The following is a 19,390-nucleotide window of genomic DNA, read 5'->3' as shown; positions in this document are numbered from 1 at the left end:
CATCTGCGCAAGTACCCTGGCCTGCGCGGGAAGGCGTTATCGATTGGGGAAAATTGATAACCCTTGCCCAGAAGGACGCGCAAGCCGCTGCCGCGCGCTTGGCCGCTGCAAGGGCGGAGCTTGCCACCCGCAACTCTTCCGCCGTCGTGCAGATTGATCGGATCGCTGATCGAGTCGCCACTCTGGGGTACGGCATGGAGGCTGGGGAGGCCACTCCGGAAGACAAGGCGGAGCACGCCACACTGACGCTCAGCCTGAAAGCGTGGAAAGCCTACAAGTACGCACTGGGAAAGGTCACCACCAAAGAGGGCTGGTTTGAGTCCCCGGCGTGGCCAGTCGAGCCTGCTACGCCCGAAATCATTGCCGCTCCAACGCTGGCGGCCGAAGCAGCGGTCTGACGCCGACTGAACGAGAACAACCCGCCATCGAGCGGGTATTTTTTTGCCTGGAGAAAAGTGATGACTGCAACCGAAAAAGACCGCGACATTCTCGCCCGCACGCTATGGGGTGAGGCGCGCGGCGAAGGTACGGCCGGTCAGGTCGCCGTGGCCTGGACGATCAGCAATCGCGTGAATGACGGCAAGACCAATTCTTGGTGGGGCGAGGGATACGCCGGCGTGTGCCAGAAGCCATACCAGTTCAGCTGCTGGAACAAGGCCGACCCGAACTATCAGTTCCTGATCGGCGTGAAGCAGATCCCATTCCGCGAACTGGCGCAATGTCGGATCGCTGCTGACCAAGTGATCGACGGCAAGGTACCCGATCCCACCGGCGGAGCGACGCACTACTACGCGACCAGCATCAAGGCGCCGGCCTGGGCGGCGAAGGCGAAACAGACCCTGAAGCTTGGCGGGCACGTCTTCTTCAGGGATGTCCCGTGATGGTCGTGCCTTGGAAATTGGCCGGAATACTGGCGCTGGTGCTGATCGGCGCCGGCAGCGCCTGGCAGTTTCAGGATTGGCGCTACGGCAGGCAGCTTGCCGAGCAGGCGCGACTGCACGCCGACGCCATGAATCAACTGACCCAGGCCGCCGCCACCGCGCAGCAGGTAGAGCAGGACAAGCGTCTGGCGCTCGAGCAGCGGCTGGCGTCCAGTGAGCAAACCCACTTCAGGAAAATGAGTGATGCCCAACGTGATCAGGATCGCCTGCGCGATCGCCTTGCCACTGCTGATGTGCGGTTGTCAGTTCTCCTCGACGCAACCGACGTTGCCAATGGCTGTGGGGTGCCAGCCACCCCCGGCGCCGGCGGCGTGGATCATGCAGCCGTACGAGCCCGACTTGACCCGGCGCATGCTCAACGAATTATCGCCATCACCGATAACGGTGACCGGGGACTGATCGCTCTGCAGGCGTGCCAGGCGTATGTGCGGAACCTGGTGCAGTGATGGCTCAGAGCCATTCTTGCGGTGCCATCAGTCCTGAACCATCATTCACATTCAAACTGGATGAAGCGGATCATGTGGACAAGCAACTGGCAGGCTACTCAATTGTGATGACGATTGTCTGGGTTTCGGTCGTTCTTTCTGTCATTTATTGGATGTCGTAGTGAGGGTAATAGGTGGCTGACGTGGAAGGCGTGGTGCTGAGCGAGAGGATGAAGCGAGAAGCGGATCGGCTTCTGGCGCAGATTGTCCGGGCTGATTCGATGATTATCGCTGTGAAGGCAGGAGCACGGGCGGATGGCTTCGTGCTTGGACTGGAAACCGGCGGCGCTTTGCGCACTGGCGATGCTGAAAATCTGTACATTATTTTTGAAGCCGCGTTGGTGGAACGCCTGAAAACGCTGACGCGGACCTGATCAATCGACCGGCTTGATGAGGTCCGGGCCTTGGTTCCTAACATTCCCCACGGCCCGGTCAACCTTGAACCACTCGAAAACCTCTGTAAGCTCACCCTGGTGCAGAACACTTTCTTCGGCGCGCTCTTTCGGCGTTGCCGGGTCCAACCATTCCCGAGCCAGCTCCGGTGACAATGCCACCGGCCGCCGGTCGTGGATGTCGACCATTCCACCGGCGCTGTCGGCCGTGATAATCACGGAGCCATCATGCTCGCCGGGGCCATGCTCTTCATTTGGGTACTGGCCGATCGCGGCGCAGAGGATTGGCGATTGGTCCCGGTGCCTGATGAGATAGGGCTGCTTTTTTTGCCCGCCTTCGTCGACCCATTCAAACCAGTTGTTGATTGCGATGATCGCTCTGTGTGGCCAGATCGCACGGAAGAATGGGCCATGGGCAACTTTCTCTACCCTGGCATTGATCGGCGCAGCGCGATCCTTGGCCCAGTGCGGTCGCCACCCCCAACGAACCATGTCGGCGTGCAGGAACTGGCCTTCCTGGTGGAAGAGGGCGAGTTGAGCGGTCGGTGCGGCGTTGTACCGCTCGAAAGGTTGCTCGCCGGTCGAATTGACCAGCGCGTTCGGCATGCTGAGCGCGGCCACGAAATCGTGAATGCCGCTGTACTGGGAGAGTCGTCCGCACATTGCCCGTTCCTCGCATGGTTCCTTCAGCGTAGACCCGCCGGCGCCAGCTTCGTCACAAAACCTTTTCCGGTGCAGGTCGGACAGTCGTCACGCGTACCAAAGCGATCGAGGCAGGCAGGGCAGATGCAGAAGGCGGCTGACTCGATGTGAGGTCGCACCTTTTCAATGACGCGGAGATCCCGGTCCTCCTGGGCAATCTGAGCCGCATCAACCAGCGCTCGATAAGTATCCGGGTCGTCGATGGGGTTGTGGCAAATGCCGCGGATCATCCGCTGCGTCTCGATCAATTGGTATCGCCGCCCGTGCATTTCCAAAATCAGCCCCGTGATCGTGCCGACATTACGGGAAAGCCCTAGATTCAGGTGTATCCCCTCTGGGCCCGAGTAAACCTTGCCGTCATAAGAAGACGACGCGCCGTGCGGCGCGGTCGTTGCGAAGTCGAAGATTGAGCGGCTGATCGTGCCCAACAGCTCTCCGTTGTCGATCCGCACGACGTCATAGGTCGACGCTCCGCGGTACTGGCCCGGCGAGTTCTGCAACTCCTCGACGGCGTGCCAGTAGGCTGCATCCGCCATCTCGTTCATGTCGAACTGCTCAAGCTTATCGGCCAGCCCCTCCGCATGCAGCGCCGCAGCCATTTCATGGAGTGTTTCCCGGTGGCCTTCAGGGTTTTGCATGCGGAAGTCCTGATCGTCGAGTGTGGCGCGCCATTGCTTAAGCCGGAGGGTTTTCGCTTGGTCGAAATTCATGCTGCGTGGTTCGCTGTACAAAGCTGTATGTATGTACAGTAATCGAGGCGCGGCGAGGAGGCGAGGATGGGGCGACGAACTGTAGGGAGGAGGCAGCTTTCTGCTGAATCGTTCGGTTTCGCTAAACTTCGCCGGGGCATCGGGCCGCCTTGACGTCACCAACTGGTCAGCATTTTTCGTCGCCCATATTTGCGATTCGAGAGTTCGAATCTCTCCTTCACCGCCACATTCAGCATACGCAAACCACTGATTTACCTAGAGAAAATCGGGGGGGGTTGTGATTTTTGGCGTTTGAAAATAGGCCATATGGGACTGAGATGGGACTGGCGCACTGTTGCGGTGCAAAAAAGGCGGTCCTTGATGGGCGCCCAAGTCGGTCTGTGCGGTTCCGATGTACTAGAGTTTCGCAGGTACTCCTCAAGGATGTGAAACATGCCCGATACAAGAGATTCAAACATCGTCACGGCGGATGCTCTGACGTTGCTCCTGCACAACCAGCATGCTTTGGCAGCAGCGATAGAAGAGGTCACTAGATGGCTTTCACAGAGTGGCGTAGAGGATGTTGCAAATAATGCATTCGTGGCCATGGAAGCATTGGACACAAATGCAAAAGCAATTACAGATGCGATTACGCGACTTCGGCAGCTTTAAGGAATAGTCAAATAATCTCGACCGTATTGGCTGAGTCGTAGGGACTTATTAATTAGCCGCGTGCAAAGGGATTGCTACCAGAAACTCTGTGCCCGCCTCTTCGGACGAACTCACCAGTATCTGCCCGCCATGAGCGTCAACAATCTGTGAGGCGATGAATAGACCCAAGCCGACGCCAGCATGCGGGCTATGGTCTTTGGCCTCCTGACTTGGAAAGCGGGCCATCGGATTGAAAATATTCGCAAGCAAGGCTGCAGGAATAGCGTCGCCTGCATTGTGAACGCGAAAGTGAAGTGCATCTTCGTCAAGGACCAATGTCACGTACACCGGCTCAGTGTTACTGCCGTGTTTGATCGCGTTGGTAATGAGATTGGAAAAGACCTGTTCCAACCGATCACCGTCGAAAAAGCCGTTGAGCTTTCCGCAGTTCGAATACTGAATCGCGGCGTCGGCATAGATGGTTCTGGCCTCTTCAACGATCTTGGCGCAGATCGGCTGAACATCTATCGCCTGCCTATTTAGTGGTATACCAGGGCCGAGATGAGAGCGAGTAAAATCGAGCAGATCTCCGGCAATCTTGGTTGCGCGCTTCACACTGGAATAAATTTTTGCAGCGGTCTTAGCTGCCTTAGGGGGCAGTTCATCTGAACGCAGCAGGACATCGGCGCCCAACAATATGGCACTCAGAGGCGTGCGAAGGTCGTGGCCGAGGGTGCCTAGAAAAATATCTCGCGAGGTTTGAACGGCCTTAGTATAGGAGGTAATAGATTCGGTGAGCGCCTGATCGATAGCTTCATTGAAGCGGATCATGTCCTCGAGCTGTCTCGCGGTAACTTGGCTCTCTTGGCGCAACCAAAGCTTGATGACGCTGGCACGCAGCGCGCGAAATTCCGATACTAACTGATCAATTGAGAAACCTGACGCCAGCCGCGCAACGGCGTGTGTTTTCGCCGCTGAGGCGTCGTCTGACACCTGTAGTCCCTGCGACTTTTCGACCTGCTCTTCAAAAGATTGTGCGGACGAAAGGTCTTCTGCAATGGCGTGGAGCATCTCCCTGGAATCGTTGCGTAACGCCTTAACGTCCAGTGGCTCTCCAGGAACGCTCATGGTGCGGGCGAAATCTTCCCACTCCTGAACGATGGGCTCCAGATTGGCAAGGATGAAAGAGGAAAGACGCATCGATACTCCTGAGTGGGAAATTGGCACTATGCTTTAGTCAGATCATGAGTAGATCAGTTCAACAGCTAAGCGGCCAACTTCATGATCTTGGACCACAGGCGTCGTTCCCGTTCGAGAATACAGCTGTAAATGACAATGCCCAATGATTCACGATGGGCGCGTTTACAGGTGTCCACATTACTGTCTGGAGAAAAAAGCATTTTTTTGCCCAATTGCGGCTTTTGACCACCGGTAGACATAATTCCAACCTATGTTCAATCGGCCCCCACACCCGACCCCGGTGTGGGGGCCTTTTTTCGCACTGTGGAAACCAGTCCCCCCTCGACTGGTCTACCATCCCTTGACCTTCTGGCTGATATCTCCCGCGACTGATTCGAACAGGAACACCATGCATGTCTGATATTTATGAGGGCTTGGCCACCGTGGTGGTGATCGCCCGTTATCTGGGGCAGGTGCCCATTGAGCGGACCACGTTCGCGTGTCCGGTGCGCTTGAGCGTTGCAGGGACCGGACGTGTGCGCATCGGACTGCAGCAATACCTGCACGGGCCCAAGGCAGCGAATCTGTTGCGGCTCAGGTTGCTCGACGGACGCACGCTGCAAGGGCAGATCATCGACGGCAGTAACGAACCTAGCGGCGGCTGGTTGATGATTCATGACGGGCACTTCGAGCTGGCGCCGGAGCCATCGGCCAGCGGTTGGAAGTGGGAGTGAGCATGGCTGATGCATTGGCGCCCCTGGACCTACCCCCGGCGATAAAGGTGCAGACGTTGAAACTTCTCGCACGTACTAGCCAGGCGGCCAGTGCTGACGAGCTGTGGCGCTTCAGTGATCGCGCCGTAGCACCGTGTTACATGAAGAGTGTTTTACGTTTGGCAGGACGCCAGAGAAGGGAGATAAGCCAGAAAGTTTTGTAACGCGTATCAAAAAGTTTTGTAACGCTTCCGTGAGCTCAGCGAAAATCTCAACAGCCAGAAACGACAAAGCCCTGAATAATCAGGGCTTTGTCGTACATAAGATGGCGGAGGCGATGGGATTCGAACTCATGGACCTGTTACAGTCGACGGTTTTCAAGACCGTTGCCTTAAACCACTCGGCCACACCTCCGTTGCGTTGCGGGCGCCATAATACCTGAATGAAACACACTGTCAAACTCTCTGCATAGCTTGTTACAGAGCGTCTGTTATGATCTTTGCGACTGAACGTTTCAAACCAACAGGAGTGTCGCCATGCGCGAACAGGATTACGCAGTTAATAACAGCGTGCAGGCTGAGCAGCTAGAGGTTAGCCGCGTCCTGCGCAACACTTATGGTCTACTCGCTCTCACCCTCGCATTCAGTGGTGTGATGGCTTTCGTGGCTCAGCAGATGCGCGTTGGCTACCCGAATATTTTCGTGGTGCTGATCGGCTTCTACGGGCTGTTCTTCCTCACCAACAAACTCCGTGATTCCGCGTGGGGCCTGGTGTCCGCGTTTGCGTTGACCGGTTTCATGGGTTTCCTGCTCGGCCCGATTCTCAATCGTTATCTGGGCATGCAGGGCGGCGCTGAAGTGGTCAGCTCCGCATTCGCGATGACTGCACTGGTGTTTGGTGGTCTGTCGGCTTACGTGCTGATCACCCGCAAGGACATGAGTTTCCTCGGTGGTTTCATCACCGCCGGTTTCTTCGTCCTGCTGGGTGCAACGCTGGCAAGCTTCTTCTTCCAGATCAGCGGTCTGCAACTGGCGATCAGCGCAGGTTTCGTGCTGTTCTCGTCGGTCTGCATTCTGTTCCAGACCAGCGCCATCATTCATGGCGGCGAGCGGAACTACATCATGGCGACCATCAGCCTGTATGTATCGATCTACAACCTGTTCATCAGCTTGTTGCAGATCTTCGGCATCATGAGCCGCGACGACTGATTCAGGTCTGCGTTTCAACAAAAAACCCGCTTCGGCGGGTTTTTTGTTGCCTGCAGAAAAGCCACATGCGGAGGCTTTTGATCAGTTGATCACGATGCTGCCATCGGCCTGTTGCTTGTAGATCGTGTAAGGCAACAGCAACGTGTCGAGTACCCCCGAGGCCACGGCATCAATCGCCCAGCCCGGAAGTGCCGCGTTGTAAGCGTTACCTTCGCCTATCGGCGCATGCAGCGTACAAAAATCGTACATCACACCGCTGTAGATCCGAGGGACCGCCCCGCAATAGGATTTGCTCCGCTTTAAATCGTCCACGGCCACCTGATCGCTACGCGCGACGGTCTGCACCGTCCCGCATCCGCCCAGCATCGCCGCCATCAGCATCATTGCCAGAACTTTCATACCGCCAATCCTTCGCCGGAAAACCCTCAATTTACGCCGAACGTCAGGAAAAAGCACTTAAGCCATCGGCGGCAAACGGCGCTTGACCGGAGTTTTCTTGACGATCGCCGTGTTGGTCTCGGCCAGCGTATTGAGACGGTCTAGCAGGGTGTCCAGCTGCTCCATCGAGCGCACGTGCAGACGGGCGATAAAGCAGTCCTCGCCGGTGACCTTGTCGCACTCGGTGAATTCCGGGATCGACAGAATCTGCCGCTCAACCTCCTGCAACTGCCCCGGCAACGGCCGTACCCGCACGATCGCCTGCAATTGATAACCAAAGCATTTGGGGTCGATCTCGACGGTGTAGCCCTTGAGCACGCCGCGCTCTTCCAACCTACGCAAACGCTCGGCCACGCTGGGCGAAGACAGACCACTGATCTGTGCCAGTGCCTTGAGCGAACGTCGCGAATCCTCCATCAAGGCACTGATTAGAACCTGGTCGATGTCATCGGTCATGGCGAGTTCCCGTATTAGGCGATTGATGAAAATCACCCTCGATAAAAAAGGCAGAAAGCCAGTTTAGCCTGCTTTTTACGCTGGAGCGCTCCTGCGTTGGCTTGGCATACTTTTGCCATGCTTTCGACAAATGCAGAGGAGATTGATGATGGACAAAAAACTCCGTCGCGGCTCATTTGAAATGACCGTTGCGATGCTGATATCCGGGACGATCGGCTGGTTCGTGCTGGTTTCCGGGCAACCGGTGCTGGACGTGGTGTTCTGGCGCTGTGTGTTCGGCGCTGGCACCTTGCTGTTGATCTGCGCAGCATTCGGCTTTCTGCGGCCGGCCATTCTGACCCGCACGACACTCCTGCTCGCCGTGCTCAGCGGCGTGGCGATTGTCGGCAACTGGGTACTGTTGTTCGCCTCGTATTCCCGGGCTTCCATTGCCATTGGTACGGCGGTGTACAACGTGCAGCCTTTCATGCTGGTCGGTTTGGCGGCGCTGTTTCTCGGCGAAAAAATCACCCTGCAGAAAATGTTCTGGCTGGCGATTTCCTTCATGGGGATGCTGGCGATCGTCAGTGCCCATGGCCAGCAAGGCGAGGGCGGTAGCGACTATCTGGTGGGCATCGCACTGGCGCTGGGTGCGGCGTTCCTTTACGCGATTGCAGCATTGATCATCAAGCGTCTGACCGGCACGCCACCGCACTTGATTGCACTGATTCAAGTGTGCACTGGAGTGCTGTTGCTCGCACCGTTCGCACACTTTTCCGCAATGCCGCAGGCACCGAGCGCGTGGGCCAGTCTGATCACGTTGGGCATTGTGCACACCGGCCTGATGTACGTGCTGTTGTACGGTGCGATTCAGAAATTGCCGACCGCTCTGACCGGCGCACTGTCATTCATCTACCCGATTGCCGCGATCTTCGTTGACTGGTTCGCGTTCGGCCATCGCCTGGAAACCCTGCAATGGGTGGGTGTGGCGGCAATATTGCTGTCCGCTGCCGGCATGCAACAAGGCTGGGGCTTCAAGGCTCGGCGACTGGCTGCGCAGTAACCCTCAGATATTCCAGCGCGGCGCGCTTTTCGCCAAGCGCTGGCGCATTTCTGCAATGTTCGCCGCCAGTTGCCGGGTCAACAATCGATAGCCATCGAGGGCGCTGTAGACCGGCGCATCGAGACTGGCGTCCGGCAATTCCAGCGGCCGCTCCAGGCGTTGCGTCGCGCCGGATTTCAACGCGCGCGCCATGCCGATCAGTTGCACGCGAATGACTCTGTGCTCAGCCTTCAACGCTGATTGCAGATGGGTCATGGCCTGGGGGTCGTTGGCATCGGGGCGGGTGTTGCCGAGGATTTCCAGGGTGCTGATGCACATGCGCAGGTTGCGCTGGATCGCATCGAGTTCGGTCATGGAAATCTTTACTTCCTTGGACACCGACGGCATCAGCGAACGCAATTGCACCATCACTGCGCTCAGGCGGCTCATCAGTTTCAGATGCTCGTCAGCACTGACCGGCTGACCGTTGATGATGCGTCCGTACACCGTGGCGCAATCGCGCAAGGCATCTGCCAGGTTGTAGCGCCACGAGTACACCGCGTACAGCGGCAGGGCGAAAGAGAAAGCCAGGGCGAGGGCAATGCCGATCAGAATATCGACTCCACGCCACAAGCCATCGGTGATCGGGTTGTCGCCATGCCCGGCGACAATAAACACGGTGATCGCCGAGAGCAGGGCGGTATAACCGCCCTTGCCAATCGCGTGATAGGAGAAAAAGCCGCAAACCACGGCCATGGCGAAGTAGGTGAGCCACGGCATGCCCAGCCACGCCTGCTGCGCCACCAGCAGCAAACCGACACCGGCGCCGATCAAGGTGCCGGTGGCGCGTTCGGCGGCTTTCTTGCCGATGTTGCCGTGGTGCTGCAAACCGCCGATCACCACCAGCATGGTCACCGATGCCCATTCACCGTGGGGCAGGTTGATGCCGGTGGTCAGCAGAATCGTCGCCAGCAACCCCAATGCCACACGCACCGCGTGGATCAATCGGGCGTGTCGGTAGCGCCGGTACGGGTCCAGCAGCGGACGCAGGATTCGGCGCAACAGCGGTGGCAGTCGGTGGGTGCTGAACGTACTCAGTGCAAGGCCCTCGTCAGAAAATGTAGTCGGTGGTCAGAAAGCTCGAATCACGTCCGCGAATGATCTCGCTGATCAGGTCCTTGTTGCTGTCCTGGAACTTGGTTGCCACCAGCGTGCGGATCGAGAACACGCGTAGCGCATCGTGTACCGACAGTGTGCCTTCGGCGGAGTTCTTGCGGCCGTTGAACGGATAGGTATCCGGGCCACGCTGGCACTGCGCGTTGAGGTTGATCCGCCCGACCTGGTTGGCAAAGGTGTCGACCAGCCGGCCGACCGCCACCGGGTTGGTGCCGAAGATGCTCAACTGCTGGCCGAAATCCGACTCCAGCACGTAGTCGATCACCGTATCGAGGTGACGGTACGGCACGATCGGCACCACCGGCCCGAACTGTTCTTCCTGGTACACGCGCATCTGCGGGTTCACCGGGTACAGCACCGCCGGGTAGAAGAACGACTCGCGGGATTCGCCGCCATTCGGGTTGACCACTTCAGCGCCCTTGCTGCGCGCATCCGCCACCAGGCCGTGCAGATAATCGACTTTGCCTGACTCCGGCAGCGGCGTCAGCGACACACCGCTGTCCCACGGCATGCCCGGTTTCAGGGTGGCCAGTTTCGCGTTGAATTTCTCGATGAAACTGTCGACCACATCTTCATGCACAAAGAGAATTTTCAGCGCGGTGCAGCGCTGGCCGTTGAACGACAGCGAGCCGGTAACCGCTTCGCTGACGGCGTTGTCGAGATCGACTTCCGGCAAGACGATGCCGGGGTTCTTCGCATCGAGACCCAGCGCGGCACGCAAGCGGTGCGGTTTCGGGTGCAGCTTTTTCAGGTCGCTGGCGGCTTTGTTGGTGCCGATGAAGGCGAAGATGTCGATCTTGCCACTGGCCATCAGCGCGCTGACGGTTTCGCGGCCGCTGCCGTAGATCACGTTGATCACCCCGGTCGGGAAGCTGTCGCGGAACGCTTCCAGCAGCGGACGAATCAGCAGCACGCCGAGCTTGGCCGGTTTGAACACCACGGTGTTGCCCATGATCAACGCCGGGATCAGCGTGGTGAAGGTTTCGTTCAGCGGATAGTTGTAAGGCCCCATGCACAGCGCGACGCCGAGCGGCACGCGGCGGATCTGCCCGAGCGTGTCCTGCTCCAGCTCGAAACGGCTGGAGCGGCGGTCGAGTTCTTTAAGCGCATTGATGGTGTCGACGATGTAGTCGCAGGTGCGATCGAACTCTTTTTCCGAGTCCTTGAGGTTCTTGCCGATTTCCCACATCAACAACTTCACCACAGCATCGCGTTGCTGGCGCATGCGGCCGAGGAAGGCTTCGACATGCTGGATACGTTCGGCCACGCGCATGGTCGGCCACAGGCCCTGACCACGGTCGTAGGCACGCACGGCGGCGTCGAGGGCGGTGAGGGCGGTGTCGGCATCGAGCAGCGGCGTGCTGCCGAGGATGACTTGTTCGTCGCCATTCTCACCTTTTAGATAGACCGGGCTGCGCACGGTGGCGAGCGGGCCGTCCCAGCGGCGCAACTGGCCGTCGACCAGATATTCGCGTTGCTCGACCTGAGCGTCGAGGCGGTATTTTTCCGGGATGTCGCTGACAGAAGGGAACAGGTTGCCAAGGATGTTTGCTGTGGTCATGTCGCTACCCCGTGTTGATGTCTGCGTGCAGATCAAAAGTCTCTACAGGTTATACGCCTGAATGCGCCGAAATTTAAACCCGCAAATGTCACCCGAATGTCACGCAAAGGCGCACAACAGAGCGGGCTGGCTTGGAGATCGTTCCCACGCTCCGTGTGGGAACGCCTCAAGGGACGCTCCGCGTTCCAATGGGACGCAGAGCGTCCCGGGCTGCATTCCCACGCGGAGCGTGGGAACGATCTTCATCATCGGGGGAGAGGGCTGGCCCCGTTTGCCCCCCTCGCTGTCCCGCAATGCCCTCAACCGTTGTCTGCCGCTGTCTTAAGGTGTGATCACAACAATAAGCGAGGCCGTTATGCGGGCAATCCAACTCACTGTACTGCTGGCGTTGGCCATGGCGTTGCCTGGCTGCGGCGATGACGCCAGACCGACGACCACTTCCAGCATCGCCGGCAACGCCATTCCCAAAGACCCGGCACTGGCACAGATCTACGCCAACAGCTGCCAGCTCTGCCACGCCAACCCTGCCGCCAACGCTCCGCTCACCGGTGATCGCCAGGCCTGGGAGCCGCGTATCCAGCAGGGCGCCGACACGCTGCTCGACCATGCGATCAACGGCTACAACGGCATGCCGCCGATGGGCCAGTGCGTCGAGTGCTCGGAAGAGCAATTTCTGCAATTGATCGGCTTCATGGCCGACCAGCCTCTCCCACAATAAGGGTGCGCGCATGACCATGGATCTGACACGGCGTCAGTTGTTGCAACGGGCAAGTATCGTCGGCGCGTTCAGCGCGTTGGCCAGCACCCCGGCATTGGGCCAATTGCTGCGCGCGCCTCGCTTGATTCCGTGGCGCAACTGGTCGGGCGGGCAGAGTTGTCTGCCGGCAGCGCGACTGGCGCCAAAGAGCCTCGATGAGCTGACGACCGTCATCAGGCAGGCGCAAGGCAAGATCCGTCCGGTCGGTTCGGCGCATTCCTTCAGCGCACTGGTGCCTACCGACGGCACACTGTTGTCGCTGAGCTATTTCAACGGTCTGCTCGATCACGATGCGAAAACCCTGCAAGCCGAATTCGCCGCCGGCACGCCGATGTCACGTATGGGCGCGCCACTGAAAGACATCGGCCAGGCCCTGCAGAACATGGCCGACATCGATTACCAGACGCTTGCCGGGGCGATCTCGACCTCGACCCATGGCACCGGGAAAAACTTCCAGTCCTATTCCGCTCACGTCTGCGGCATGCAATTGGTGACCGCCAGCGGCGAGGTGCTCGACTGCGACAGCCAGCGCCATCCCGAAGTGTTCAACGCTGCGCGCGTGTCCCTTGGTGCCCTCGGCGTGGCGACAAAAATCCGCCTGCAAAACCGCCCGGCCTATCGCCTGCGCGAACGCCAGTGGATCGCCAAGACCGAAGAGCTGCTGGAAGACCTCGACAAGAACACCCGTGAAAACCAGCACTGGGAAATGCTCGTCGTCACCCATTCCGATTACGCCTTGTCCATCGCCCTCAACGAAACCGATGACCCGGCCACACCACCGATTCCGCCCGAAGAGGAGGGCGGCAACGAGTTCGTCACCCTGATCGAGAAGATCGACAAGTACGGCAGCGACTTCCCCGACCTGCGCCGTACGCTGCTTAACAGCTTGCGCCATCTGGCGAGTTTCGATGACCGCGTCGGCGACTCGTTCGACATCTACGCCAACGTGCGCACCGTGCGCTTCAACGAAATGGAATATTCCGTGCCAGCCGAACACGGCCCGGCGTGCCTGCGCGAAATTCTCAAGTTGATTCAGGACAAGGACCTGCGCACCTGGTTTCCCATCGAGTACCGCTACGTCAAGGCCGACGATATTCCGTTGAGCATGTTCGACGGTCGCGACAGCTGTTCAATCTCGGTGCACCAGCATTATCAGATGGACCATCACAACTTCTTCGCCGCCGTCGAGCCAATCTTCTGGAAGTACAACGGCCGGCCGCATTGGGGCAAGTTGCACACGCTCAACGCGAAAAACCTGCAACCGCTGTACCCGCGCTGGCGCGAATTTATCGATGTGCGCCAGGCGCTGGACCCCAGTGGCCGGTTTCTCAACGCGCATCTGTCGTCAATTCTGGGGGTGAGCTGATGGCGGTCAATCGACGTGATTTTCTGCTCGGCACACTGGGTGTCGGCGCTTTGTTGATCGGTGTAGGCGCCTGGTTGCGTCCGGGCGACCGGGGCGCGCCGTACAGCGAATATTTCCGTGCGCTGAATCAAGAGTTGAAGGACAAAGGCCCGATGCGCCCGGTGTTGCTGATCGATCTGGATCGCCTCGATCACAACATCGATGTGGTCATGCAGTCGGTCAAGCGCGGCGGCAAGCAACTGCGGCTGGTGGAGAAATCCCTGCCGGCTCCGGGGCTGTTGAACTACATCGGCCAGCGTGCCGGGACGCAGCGCCTGATGTCGTTTCATCAGCCGTTTCTCAATCACGATGCGGTCGCGTTCCCGCGGTCGGACATTCTGCTCGGCAAGCCACTGCCGGTGCGCTCGGCCGAATTGTTCTATCAGAATCACAAAGGTTCATTCGAACCGAGCAAGCAACTGCAATGGCTGCTCGACGGCCCTGAACGTTTGCAGCAGTACCTTGCGCTGGCTCAGGGTTTGGGCACGCGACTGCGCATCAACATCGAGCTGGACGTCGGTCTGCATCGCGGCGGGGTCAGTGATGTAAATGTGCTGGGGCAGATGCTCACGCTGATCAGCGCCAACCCGCAGCATCTGGAATTCACCGGGTTCATGGGCTACGACCCGTTCGTGGGCATGGGTGTGCCGGGGATTCTGGGTTCGCCAGAAGAGCTGTTCGCCAAGGTCATGGTGATTTATCAGCGCTGCGTGGATTTCACTCGCCAGCAGTTTCCGCAGTTGTGGCATGACGGCTTGTGCCTGAACACCGCCGGCAGCCCGAGTTACCGCATGCACGAAAATGAAAATCTCAGCAGCGAAGTGTCGGTGGGGACGGCGATGCTCAAACCGACGCACTACGACTTGCCGTCGCTGGTCGAGCACGTGCCGGCAACCTACATCGCCACGCCGGTGTTGAAGAGCACGGGCGCGGTGAATATTCCGGCGCTGGATGACAAGTCGAAACTGTTCTCGTGGTGGGATCAGAACCAGCGCCAGACCTTTTTCATTTACGGCGGCAACTGGATGGCCGAGTTCGAATCGCCGTCCGGATTGCAAAGCAACAGTGTCTACGGCCGCAGCTCGAATCAGGAGATGGTCAACGGCTCGAATGCCGTCGGCCTGACGGTCGAAGATCAAGTCTTCCTGCGCCCGACCCAGACTGAAGCGGTGCTTCTGCAGTTCGGTGATTTGCTGGCCGTGCGCGGCGGAAAAATCGTCGACAACTGGCCTGTCTACACCTGAAAACCCAATAGTCCAAACACCACGTCCCCCTGTGGGAGCTGGCTTGCCAGCGATGGCGTCACATCAGCAACCCTTTACTTCGCTGACAGACCGCTATCGCTGGCAAGCCAGCTCCCACAGGGTTTTGGGTTGTCTGTTAAATCCCGAGCAATTCTGTAATGAAGCTTTTATGACAAAAGTTCGGTAGCACATCGCCAGTCCGGTCATGCCTATGTAACGCGCTTGAGGGGCCCAACGGGGCGCTTTTCACAAGCCGAGGCGGGACGCCGGGAGTGAGGCAATGGGGACTATGGAACGCTACTCGAAAGTGGGCATGCAGGAACTCGATCAACGCTTGTCGAAGATCGTCGAAGCCGCGCGCAAGAAGCCGGTTTCGGTGTATCGCTACGGCGCGCCGTGGGTCTGGATTGTTTCGCAGGATGACTGGCAGGGCGCTTTGAAAGAAGTGTCCAGCTACATTCCGCCGGGCCATTCGCTGGTTCTGTTGCGCCCACAGATCGACGATTTGCTCGACACCCATCGCGAACTCTTGCACGACCTCAATGCCGAGCCCGGCATGTTGATCCCCGCGCAAACGGTCATGCACATCCTGCTGCTGCAACTGCTGTATTCGGTGCCCAGCGAGCAGCAGCTGTATGAACAGCTCAATTACAACCTGCTGTTCCGCTGGTTCGTCGGCCTCGGCCTGAACCAGAAAGTCTGGAGCTTCAACGTCCTCAGTCGCGACATCGCCACGTTGCTCAACAACCCGCAGGCGGTGCAACTCATTCAGAAAATCATTGGCGAAGTGTTCTGCGGTGCCTTGCTGCAAATGCCCGAGTTCTCGTTGAACTTCGCGCTGCTGCACACCTGGCTCGGCAAGCACGCCTGCGCCCCGCACGTCAGCAATTGACAGCGGCAACACACAAGGCGCTGAGGCGCCAACAGGTCATCGCGAATTCAGGGGGTAGTGTGGAACCGATTTTCAAGTCACGGCTGGCGCTGTGGGGCTGGCTGCTGGTGACGGCGGGCGTGCAGCCGGCATTGGCCGAGGAGGCTGTCGAAAACGCAGCGCCGCAGCGTCTGGTCGACGTCAACGAGTACTTCGTGCGTGGCAATACCGTGCTTGATGCGCGGGCGATTGAAGAAGCGGTGTACCCGTTTCTCGGCCCGCAGAAAGGCATGAACGATATCGAAGGCGCGCGGGATGCCTTGCAGAAGGCTTATCAGGAGCGCGGCTATCAATCGGTGTTCGTCGAGCTGCCGGAGCAAGCTGTCGCCGACGGCATCGTCTATCTGCAAGTCAGCGAAACCAAGGTCGGCCGGGTCCGCGTGGTCGGTGCCAAACACTATTCGCCCCTGGACATCCGCGACAATGTCCCGGCGCTGAAGGAGGGCGAAGTGCCGGACTTCGCCAAGGTTCAGGGCGAACTGGCACAGCTCAACAAAACCCCGGGCCGGCAGGTCATGCCACTGGTTCGCGAAGGCCAGCGCCCGGGCACCATGGACGTCGATTTGCAGGTCGAAGACCAGAACCCGTGGACCGCCAGCGTCGGCCTCAATAACGATTACAGCGCCGACACTGAAAAGCTGCGCACCGTCACCAGCCTCGGCTACAACAACCTTTGGCAACTCGGCCATAGCGTCAACCTGACGTTCTTCACGGCGCCACAGGAAACCGACAACGCCAAGGTCTGGTCGGGGTCGTACACCGCGCCGCTGACCGAGCGCTGGAGCGTGCAGTTCTCCGGTTACCAGTCCGACAGCAACGTCGCCACCATCGGCGGCAGCAACGTGCTCGGCAAGGGTCACAGCTACGGCGTGTCGGCGATCTACACGCTGCCCTCCAGCGGCAACTGGTCGAACTCGCTGTCCGCCGGCATCGACTTCAAGGACTTCGACGAACGCCTGACGCTGTCCGGCGAAAGCGACAAAGTCCCACTGCAATACGCGCCGTTCACCTTCGCCTACAACGGTTATCGCTACAGCGAAAAGAGCCAGCTCGGCCTCGGCCTGAGTCTGGTCGCCGCCACGCGGAGCATTTTCGGCTACGGCAGTTCCGACGAAGACTTCGACTACAAACGCTATCGCGCCAAGCCGAGTTTCGCCGTGCTCAAGGGCGATACCAATTACACCTGGACCTTCGACAGCGACTGGCAGAGCGCGAGCAAAGCCGCGTTCCAGTTGGCGTCCGGGCCACTGGTTTCCAACGAACAATTTTCTGCCGGCGGCGCCACTTCGGTACGCGGCTATCTGGCGGCCGAACGCACCGGTGATGACGGCTTGCTGCTCAGTCAGGAAGTCCGCACGCCATCACTCGCCAAGTACGCCGGCACGTGGATGCAGGACTGGCGTTTCTACGCCTTTGCCGAAGGCGCACAACTTTACCTGCGCGATGAACTGCCGGATCAGGACGCCAATTACGCCCTGGCCAGCGTCGGCCTCGGCACCCGCGCCAGCCTGAGCAAATGGCTGTCCGGCAGCCTCGACTGGGGCTACCCGCTACTCGAAGGGCCGAACACCTCGAAACAGGAATCGCGCCTGCACTTCAACCTTCAAGCCACTTTTTAAAGGAGCACGTTCATGCAGCGCCTCATTCTTTCGTTGTTGATCTGCCTGGGCTTCGTGCTCCCGGCCACGGCTCAGGCCTGGTGGCAGGACGACTGGCATTACCGCAAACAGATTGCCGTCGACACCACGCCGCAGGGCGCGGCGATCAATCAGGCCCTGGGACGCACCGCGCTGCTGGTGCGCCTGCACACCGGCAACTTCACCTTCGACGGGGTGAAAGAGGACGGTTCGGATCTGCGCTTCGTCGCGGCTGACGACAAGACTGTGCTCAATCACCAGATCGAAAGCTTCGATGCGCTGATGGGCATGGCGTTGATCTGGGTCGACGTGCCGAATGTCGAGGGCGGCCAGCGCCAGGACATCTGGATGTATTACGGCAATCAGAAGGCCCCGGCGACGGGCAACGGCCAACTGACCTTCGATCCTAATTACACCGCGCTCTATCACTTCGATGGCGCCACCGGTACTCCGGCCAAAGACACCACCGCCTACGGCAACACCGCGCAAAGCGCGACTGGCGCGGCGATTGACGGCGTAGTCGGGCGGGCCTTGCAGTTCAACGGTCAGCCGTTGTTGCTGCCGGCCAGTCCGTCGTTGCAGCACAACGCTGGCAGCGCGTTCACCTTTAGTGCCTGGCTGCGTCTGGATCAGGCCAGTGGCGAGCAACTGATTCTGGCCCGTCGTGAAGGCGCCAACAGTCTGCTGATCGGTGCCAACCAAGGCGTACCGTTTGTGGAGATCGACGGCCAACGTGCGGTCGCCACCCAAGCGCTGAATCCGGGCCAATGGCAGCACGTCGCGCTGACCGCTGAAGGCTCGAAAGTCACCCTGTACATCAACGGCCGCGAAGGTGCGACCTTGGCGTTGGCGATGCCGGCATTCAACTCGGTCATGGCCATCGGCGCTGATCTTTCAGCGAGTGCCTTCCAGCCGTTCGTAGGCGCCATCGACGAACTACGCCTGTCGAAAGTCGCGCGTCCGGCACCATTGCTACTGGCCGACGCCAACTCGCAAGGCGCCGAATCGAAACTGGTCGCTTACGGCGTCGATGAAGAGCAATCCGGTTTTGGTTTCGGCAGCCTCGGCTTCCTGCTCAACGCGGTGCCAATCGATGCCTGGGTGATCATCGCCGTGCTGGTGCTGATGATGTTCCAGTCGTGGATCATCATGCTGCGCAAGAACCGCACCCTGAGCCGCGTGACCGCTGCCAACGAAGACTTCCGCGTACAATTTGCCAAGGTCGGCACGCGTCTGGAGATGTTTGCCGACGACACGCAACTCGCCCAGCGTTTGCAGCATTCGCCGCTGTGGCGTCTCTATCAAGTGGCGGTCAAAGAGATCCGCACCCGCCGCGAGCAGGGCGCCGACACCTCGTCGGTTTCCGCTGCAACCATCGAAGCGATCCGCTGCTCGATGGACGGCGTGCGCACCCGCGAAAACCAGCAGCTCAGTTCGAAACTCTCGACCCTGTCCAACGCCATCGCCGGCGGCCCGTACATCGGTCTGCTCGGCACCGTCATGGGGATCATGGTGGTGTTCCTCGGCACGGCGATGGCCGGCGACGTCAACATCAATGCGATCGCCCCGGGTATGGCGGCGGCATTGCTCGCCACAGCGATGGGCCTGTTCGTCGCGATCCCGGCGCTGTTTGGCTACAACCGCCTGATCACCCGCAACAAGGAGGTCAGCGCCGACATGCGCGTGTTCGTCGACGAGTTCATCACCCGTCTGGCCGAGATGCACGGCGAGAGCCAGTTCAGTGAGGCATCGCATCAGCGCGGCCATCACGCCAACCACTCCGTACCGGCCTGAGGAGCACTGA

At 59.3% G+C, this 19,390-nt stretch carries 21 protein-coding genes and 1 tRNA gene; 14 read left to right on the top strand and 8 right to left on the bottom strand.

Annotated features, from left to right (window positions below):
* Positions 1–38 precede the first annotated feature (38 nt).
* The 4 genes from ACVVH8_RS15930 (at position 39) to ACVVH8_RS15915 (ending at position 1,800) form a co-directional block, all read left to right on the top strand.
* Positions 39–398 carry a phage tail protein gene (locus ACVVH8_RS15930; RefSeq protein ID WP_475231199.1) on the top strand — a complete coding sequence of 120 codons (360 nt, stop codon included), beginning with the start codon at positions 39–41 and terminating at the stop codon, positions 396–398.
* 60 nt (positions 399–458) lie between these two features.
* On the top strand, positions 459–881 hold the full coding sequence (locus ACVVH8_RS15925; RefSeq protein WP_475224723.1) for a cell wall hydrolase: 423 nt from the start codon (positions 459–461) through the stop codon (positions 879–881).
* Complete coding sequence (locus tag ACVVH8_RS15920; RefSeq protein ID WP_475224720.1) at positions 881–1,387, top strand: lysis system i-spanin subunit Rz; 507 nt, start codon at positions 881–883, stop codon at positions 1,385–1,387. The genes ACVVH8_RS15925 and ACVVH8_RS15920 overlap by 1 nt, the downstream gene beginning before the upstream one ends.
* Positions 1,388–1,569: 182 nt before the next feature.
* Positions 1,570–1,800 (top strand): hypothetical protein, encoded by a 231-nt coding sequence (locus tag ACVVH8_RS15915; protein ID WP_475231197.1) that lies wholly within the window; start codon positions 1,570–1,572, stop codon positions 1,798–1,800.
* On the opposite strand, the gene ACVVH8_RS15910 is transcribed toward ACVVH8_RS15915, so the two are convergent.
* Positions 1,801–2,481 carry an SOS response-associated peptidase family protein gene (locus tag ACVVH8_RS15910; RefSeq protein ID WP_475224718.1) on the bottom strand — a complete coding sequence of 227 codons (681 nt, stop codon included), beginning with the start codon at positions 2,479–2,481 and terminating at the stop codon, positions 1,801–1,803.
* Between the two features lie 23 nt (positions 2,482–2,504).
* On the bottom strand, positions 2,505–3,230 hold the full coding sequence (locus ACVVH8_RS15905) for a hypothetical protein (protein ID WP_475224716.1): 726 nt from the start codon (positions 3,228–3,230) through the stop codon (positions 2,505–2,507).
* Positions 3,231–3,662: 432 nt separating this feature from the next.
* Here ACVVH8_RS15905 and ACVVH8_RS15900 point away from each other — a divergent pair, with 432 nt between their 5' ends.
* Positions 3,663–3,881, top strand: a complete 219-nt coding sequence (locus ACVVH8_RS15900; protein WP_475224714.1) for a hypothetical protein — start codon at positions 3,663–3,665, stop codon at positions 3,879–3,881.
* A gap of 48 nt (positions 3,882–3,929) precedes the next feature.
* Here the strand turns inward: ACVVH8_RS15900 and ACVVH8_RS15895 are convergent, their stop codons facing one another.
* Positions 3,930–5,060 carry an ATP-binding protein gene (locus tag ACVVH8_RS15895; protein ID WP_475224711.1) on the bottom strand — a complete coding sequence of 377 codons (1,131 nt, stop codon included), beginning with the start codon at positions 5,058–5,060 and terminating at the stop codon, positions 3,930–3,932.
* 392 nt (positions 5,061–5,452) lie between these two features.
* Here ACVVH8_RS15895 and ACVVH8_RS15890 point away from each other — a divergent pair, with 392 nt between their 5' ends.
* Positions 5,453–5,773, top strand: coding sequence for a hypothetical protein (locus ACVVH8_RS15890; RefSeq protein WP_475224708.1), 321 nt, complete (start codon positions 5,453–5,455; stop codon positions 5,771–5,773).
* A gap of 305 nt (positions 5,774–6,078) precedes the next feature.
* Here ACVVH8_RS15890 and ACVVH8_RS15885 read toward each other — a convergent pair.
* Positions 6,079–6,166 (bottom strand) — tRNA-Ser (locus tag ACVVH8_RS15885).
* A gap of 122 nt (positions 6,167–6,288) precedes the next feature.
* Between ACVVH8_RS15885 and ACVVH8_RS15880 the strand changes: the two genes are divergently transcribed.
* Positions 6,289–6,960: a Bax inhibitor-1/YccA family protein gene (locus ACVVH8_RS15880; RefSeq protein WP_008081508.1), complete on the top strand. Its 672-nt coding sequence runs from the start codon at positions 6,289–6,291 to the stop codon at positions 6,958–6,960.
* Positions 6,961–7,041: 81 nt separating this feature from the next.
* Here ACVVH8_RS15880 and ACVVH8_RS15875 read toward each other — a convergent pair whose 3' ends face one another.
* Together ACVVH8_RS15875 and ACVVH8_RS15870 are read right to left on the bottom strand one after the other, a co-directional pair.
* Entirely contained in the window at positions 7,042–7,359 is a 318-nt protein-coding gene (locus ACVVH8_RS15875; RefSeq protein ID WP_212808996.1) for a YceK/YidQ family lipoprotein, read from the bottom strand.
* A 57-nt stretch (positions 7,360–7,416) separates the two neighbouring features.
* On the bottom strand, positions 7,417–7,854 hold the full coding sequence (locus tag ACVVH8_RS15870) for an Lrp/AsnC family transcriptional regulator (RefSeq protein WP_103302181.1): 438 nt from the start codon (positions 7,852–7,854) through the stop codon (positions 7,417–7,419).
* 148 nt (positions 7,855–8,002) lie between these two features.
* On the opposite strand from ACVVH8_RS15870, the gene ACVVH8_RS15865 reads away from it, so the two are divergent.
* Positions 8,003–8,896 carry a DMT family transporter gene (locus tag ACVVH8_RS15865; RefSeq protein WP_475224706.1) on the top strand — a complete coding sequence of 298 codons (894 nt, stop codon included), beginning with the start codon at positions 8,003–8,005 and terminating at the stop codon, positions 8,894–8,896.
* A gap of 3 nt (positions 8,897–8,899) precedes the next feature.
* Here ACVVH8_RS15865 and ACVVH8_RS15860 read toward each other — a convergent pair whose 3' ends face one another.
* Together ACVVH8_RS15860 and ACVVH8_RS15855 are read right to left on the bottom strand one after the other, a co-directional pair.
* The gene (locus ACVVH8_RS15860; protein WP_475231195.1) at positions 8,900–9,940 is read right to left on the bottom strand and encodes an FUSC family protein; all 1,041 of its coding nucleotides are present in this window, start codon (positions 9,938–9,940) and stop codon (positions 8,900–8,902) included.
* Between the two features lie 46 nt (positions 9,941–9,986).
* Entirely contained in the window at positions 9,987–11,612 is a 1,626-nt protein-coding gene (locus ACVVH8_RS15855; protein ID WP_103302179.1) for an NADP-dependent glyceraldehyde-3-phosphate dehydrogenase, read from the bottom strand.
* A 355-nt stretch (positions 11,613–11,967) separates the two neighbouring features.
* On the opposite strand from ACVVH8_RS15855, the gene ACVVH8_RS15850 reads away from it, so the two are divergent.
* The 6 genes from ACVVH8_RS15850 (at position 11,968) to ACVVH8_RS15825 (ending at position 19,380) form a co-directional block, all read left to right on the top strand.
* On the top strand, positions 11,968–12,330 hold the full coding sequence (locus ACVVH8_RS15850) for a c-type cytochrome (protein ID WP_103302178.1): 363 nt from the start codon (positions 11,968–11,970) through the stop codon (positions 12,328–12,330).
* A gap of 76 nt (positions 12,331–12,406) precedes the next feature.
* The gene (locus ACVVH8_RS15845) at positions 12,407–13,735 is read left to right on the top strand and encodes a D-arabinono-1,4-lactone oxidase (RefSeq protein ID WP_475231193.1); all 1,329 of its coding nucleotides are present in this window, start codon (positions 12,407–12,409) and stop codon (positions 13,733–13,735) included.
* A 74-nt stretch (positions 13,736–13,809) separates the two neighbouring features.
* A complete protein-coding gene (locus tag ACVVH8_RS15840; RefSeq protein ID WP_475231191.1) occupies positions 13,810–15,018 on the top strand; it encodes a DSD1 family PLP-dependent enzyme in 1,209 nt (402 codons plus the stop codon).
* Between the two features lie 280 nt (positions 15,019–15,298).
* The gene (locus ACVVH8_RS15835; RefSeq protein ID WP_103302175.1) at positions 15,299–15,910 is read left to right on the top strand and encodes a transposase; all 612 of its coding nucleotides are present in this window, start codon (positions 15,299–15,301) and stop codon (positions 15,908–15,910) included.
* 59 nt (positions 15,911–15,969) lie between these two features.
* Positions 15,970–17,568, top strand: coding sequence for a ShlB/FhaC/HecB family hemolysin secretion/activation protein (locus ACVVH8_RS15830; protein WP_315449152.1), 1,599 nt, complete (start codon positions 15,970–15,972; stop codon positions 17,566–17,568).
* Positions 17,569–17,580: 12 nt separating this feature from the next.
* The gene (locus ACVVH8_RS15825) at positions 17,581–19,380 is read left to right on the top strand and encodes a DUF2341 domain-containing protein (protein WP_475224703.1); all 1,800 of its coding nucleotides are present in this window, start codon (positions 17,581–17,583) and stop codon (positions 19,378–19,380) included.
* Positions 19,381–19,390: the final 10 nt, after the last annotated feature.

The sequence above is a fragment of the Pseudomonas trutticola BRTCR10 genome (assembly GCF_056155105.1).
The sequence above is the reverse complement of the archived record's forward strand: the minus strand, read 5'-3'. Positions and strand labels throughout refer to the sequence as shown.

What these genes read in the sequence shown, in the direction of transcription:
- ACVVH8_RS15925 (WP_475224723.1), top strand. Translation starts at nt 459, where the DNA reads ATGACTGCAACCGAAAAAGACCGCGACATTCTCGCCCGCACGCTATGG.
- ACVVH8_RS15920 (WP_475224720.1), top strand. Translation starts at nt 881, where the DNA reads ATGGTCGTGCCTTGGAAATTGGCCGGAATACTGGCGCTGGTGCTGATC.
- ACVVH8_RS15910 (WP_475224718.1), bottom strand. Translation starts at nt 2,481, where the DNA reads ATGTGCGGACGACTCTCCCAGTACAGCGGCATTCACGATTTCGTGGCC.
- ACVVH8_RS15905 (WP_475224716.1), bottom strand. Translation starts at nt 3,230, where the DNA reads ATGAATTTCGACCAAGCGAAAACCCTCCGGCTTAAGCAATGGCGCGCC.
- ACVVH8_RS15900 (WP_475224714.1), top strand. Translation starts at nt 3,663, where the DNA reads ATGCCCGATACAAGAGATTCAAACATCGTCACGGCGGATGCTCTGACG.
- ACVVH8_RS15895 (WP_475224711.1), bottom strand. Translation starts at nt 5,060, where the DNA reads ATGCGTCTTTCCTCTTTCATCCTTGCCAATCTGGAGCCCATCGTTCAG.
- ACVVH8_RS15890 (WP_475224708.1), top strand. Translation starts at nt 5,453, where the DNA reads ATGTCTGATATTTATGAGGGCTTGGCCACCGTGGTGGTGATCGCCCGT.
- ACVVH8_RS15880 (WP_008081508.1), top strand. Translation starts at nt 6,289, where the DNA reads ATGCGCGAACAGGATTACGCAGTTAATAACAGCGTGCAGGCTGAGCAG.
- ACVVH8_RS15875 (WP_212808996.1), bottom strand. Translation starts at nt 7,359, where the DNA reads ATGAAAGTTCTGGCAATGATGCTGATGGCGGCGATGCTGGGCGGATGC.
- ACVVH8_RS15870 (WP_103302181.1), bottom strand. Translation starts at nt 7,854, where the DNA reads ATGACCGATGACATCGACCAGGTTCTAATCAGTGCCTTGATGGAGGAT.
- ACVVH8_RS15865 (WP_475224706.1), top strand. Translation starts at nt 8,003, where the DNA reads ATGGACAAAAAACTCCGTCGCGGCTCATTTGAAATGACCGTTGCGATG.
- ACVVH8_RS15855 (WP_103302179.1), bottom strand. Translation starts at nt 11,612, where the DNA reads ATGACCACAGCAAACATCCTTGGCAACCTGTTCCCTTCTGTCAGCGAC.
- ACVVH8_RS15850 (WP_103302178.1), top strand. Translation starts at nt 11,968, where the DNA reads ATGCGGGCAATCCAACTCACTGTACTGCTGGCGTTGGCCATGGCGTTG.
- ACVVH8_RS15835 (WP_103302175.1), top strand. Translation starts at nt 15,299, where the DNA reads ATGGGGACTATGGAACGCTACTCGAAAGTGGGCATGCAGGAACTCGAT.
- ACVVH8_RS15825 (WP_475224703.1), top strand. Translation starts at nt 17,581, where the DNA reads ATGCAGCGCCTCATTCTTTCGTTGTTGATCTGCCTGGGCTTCGTGCTC.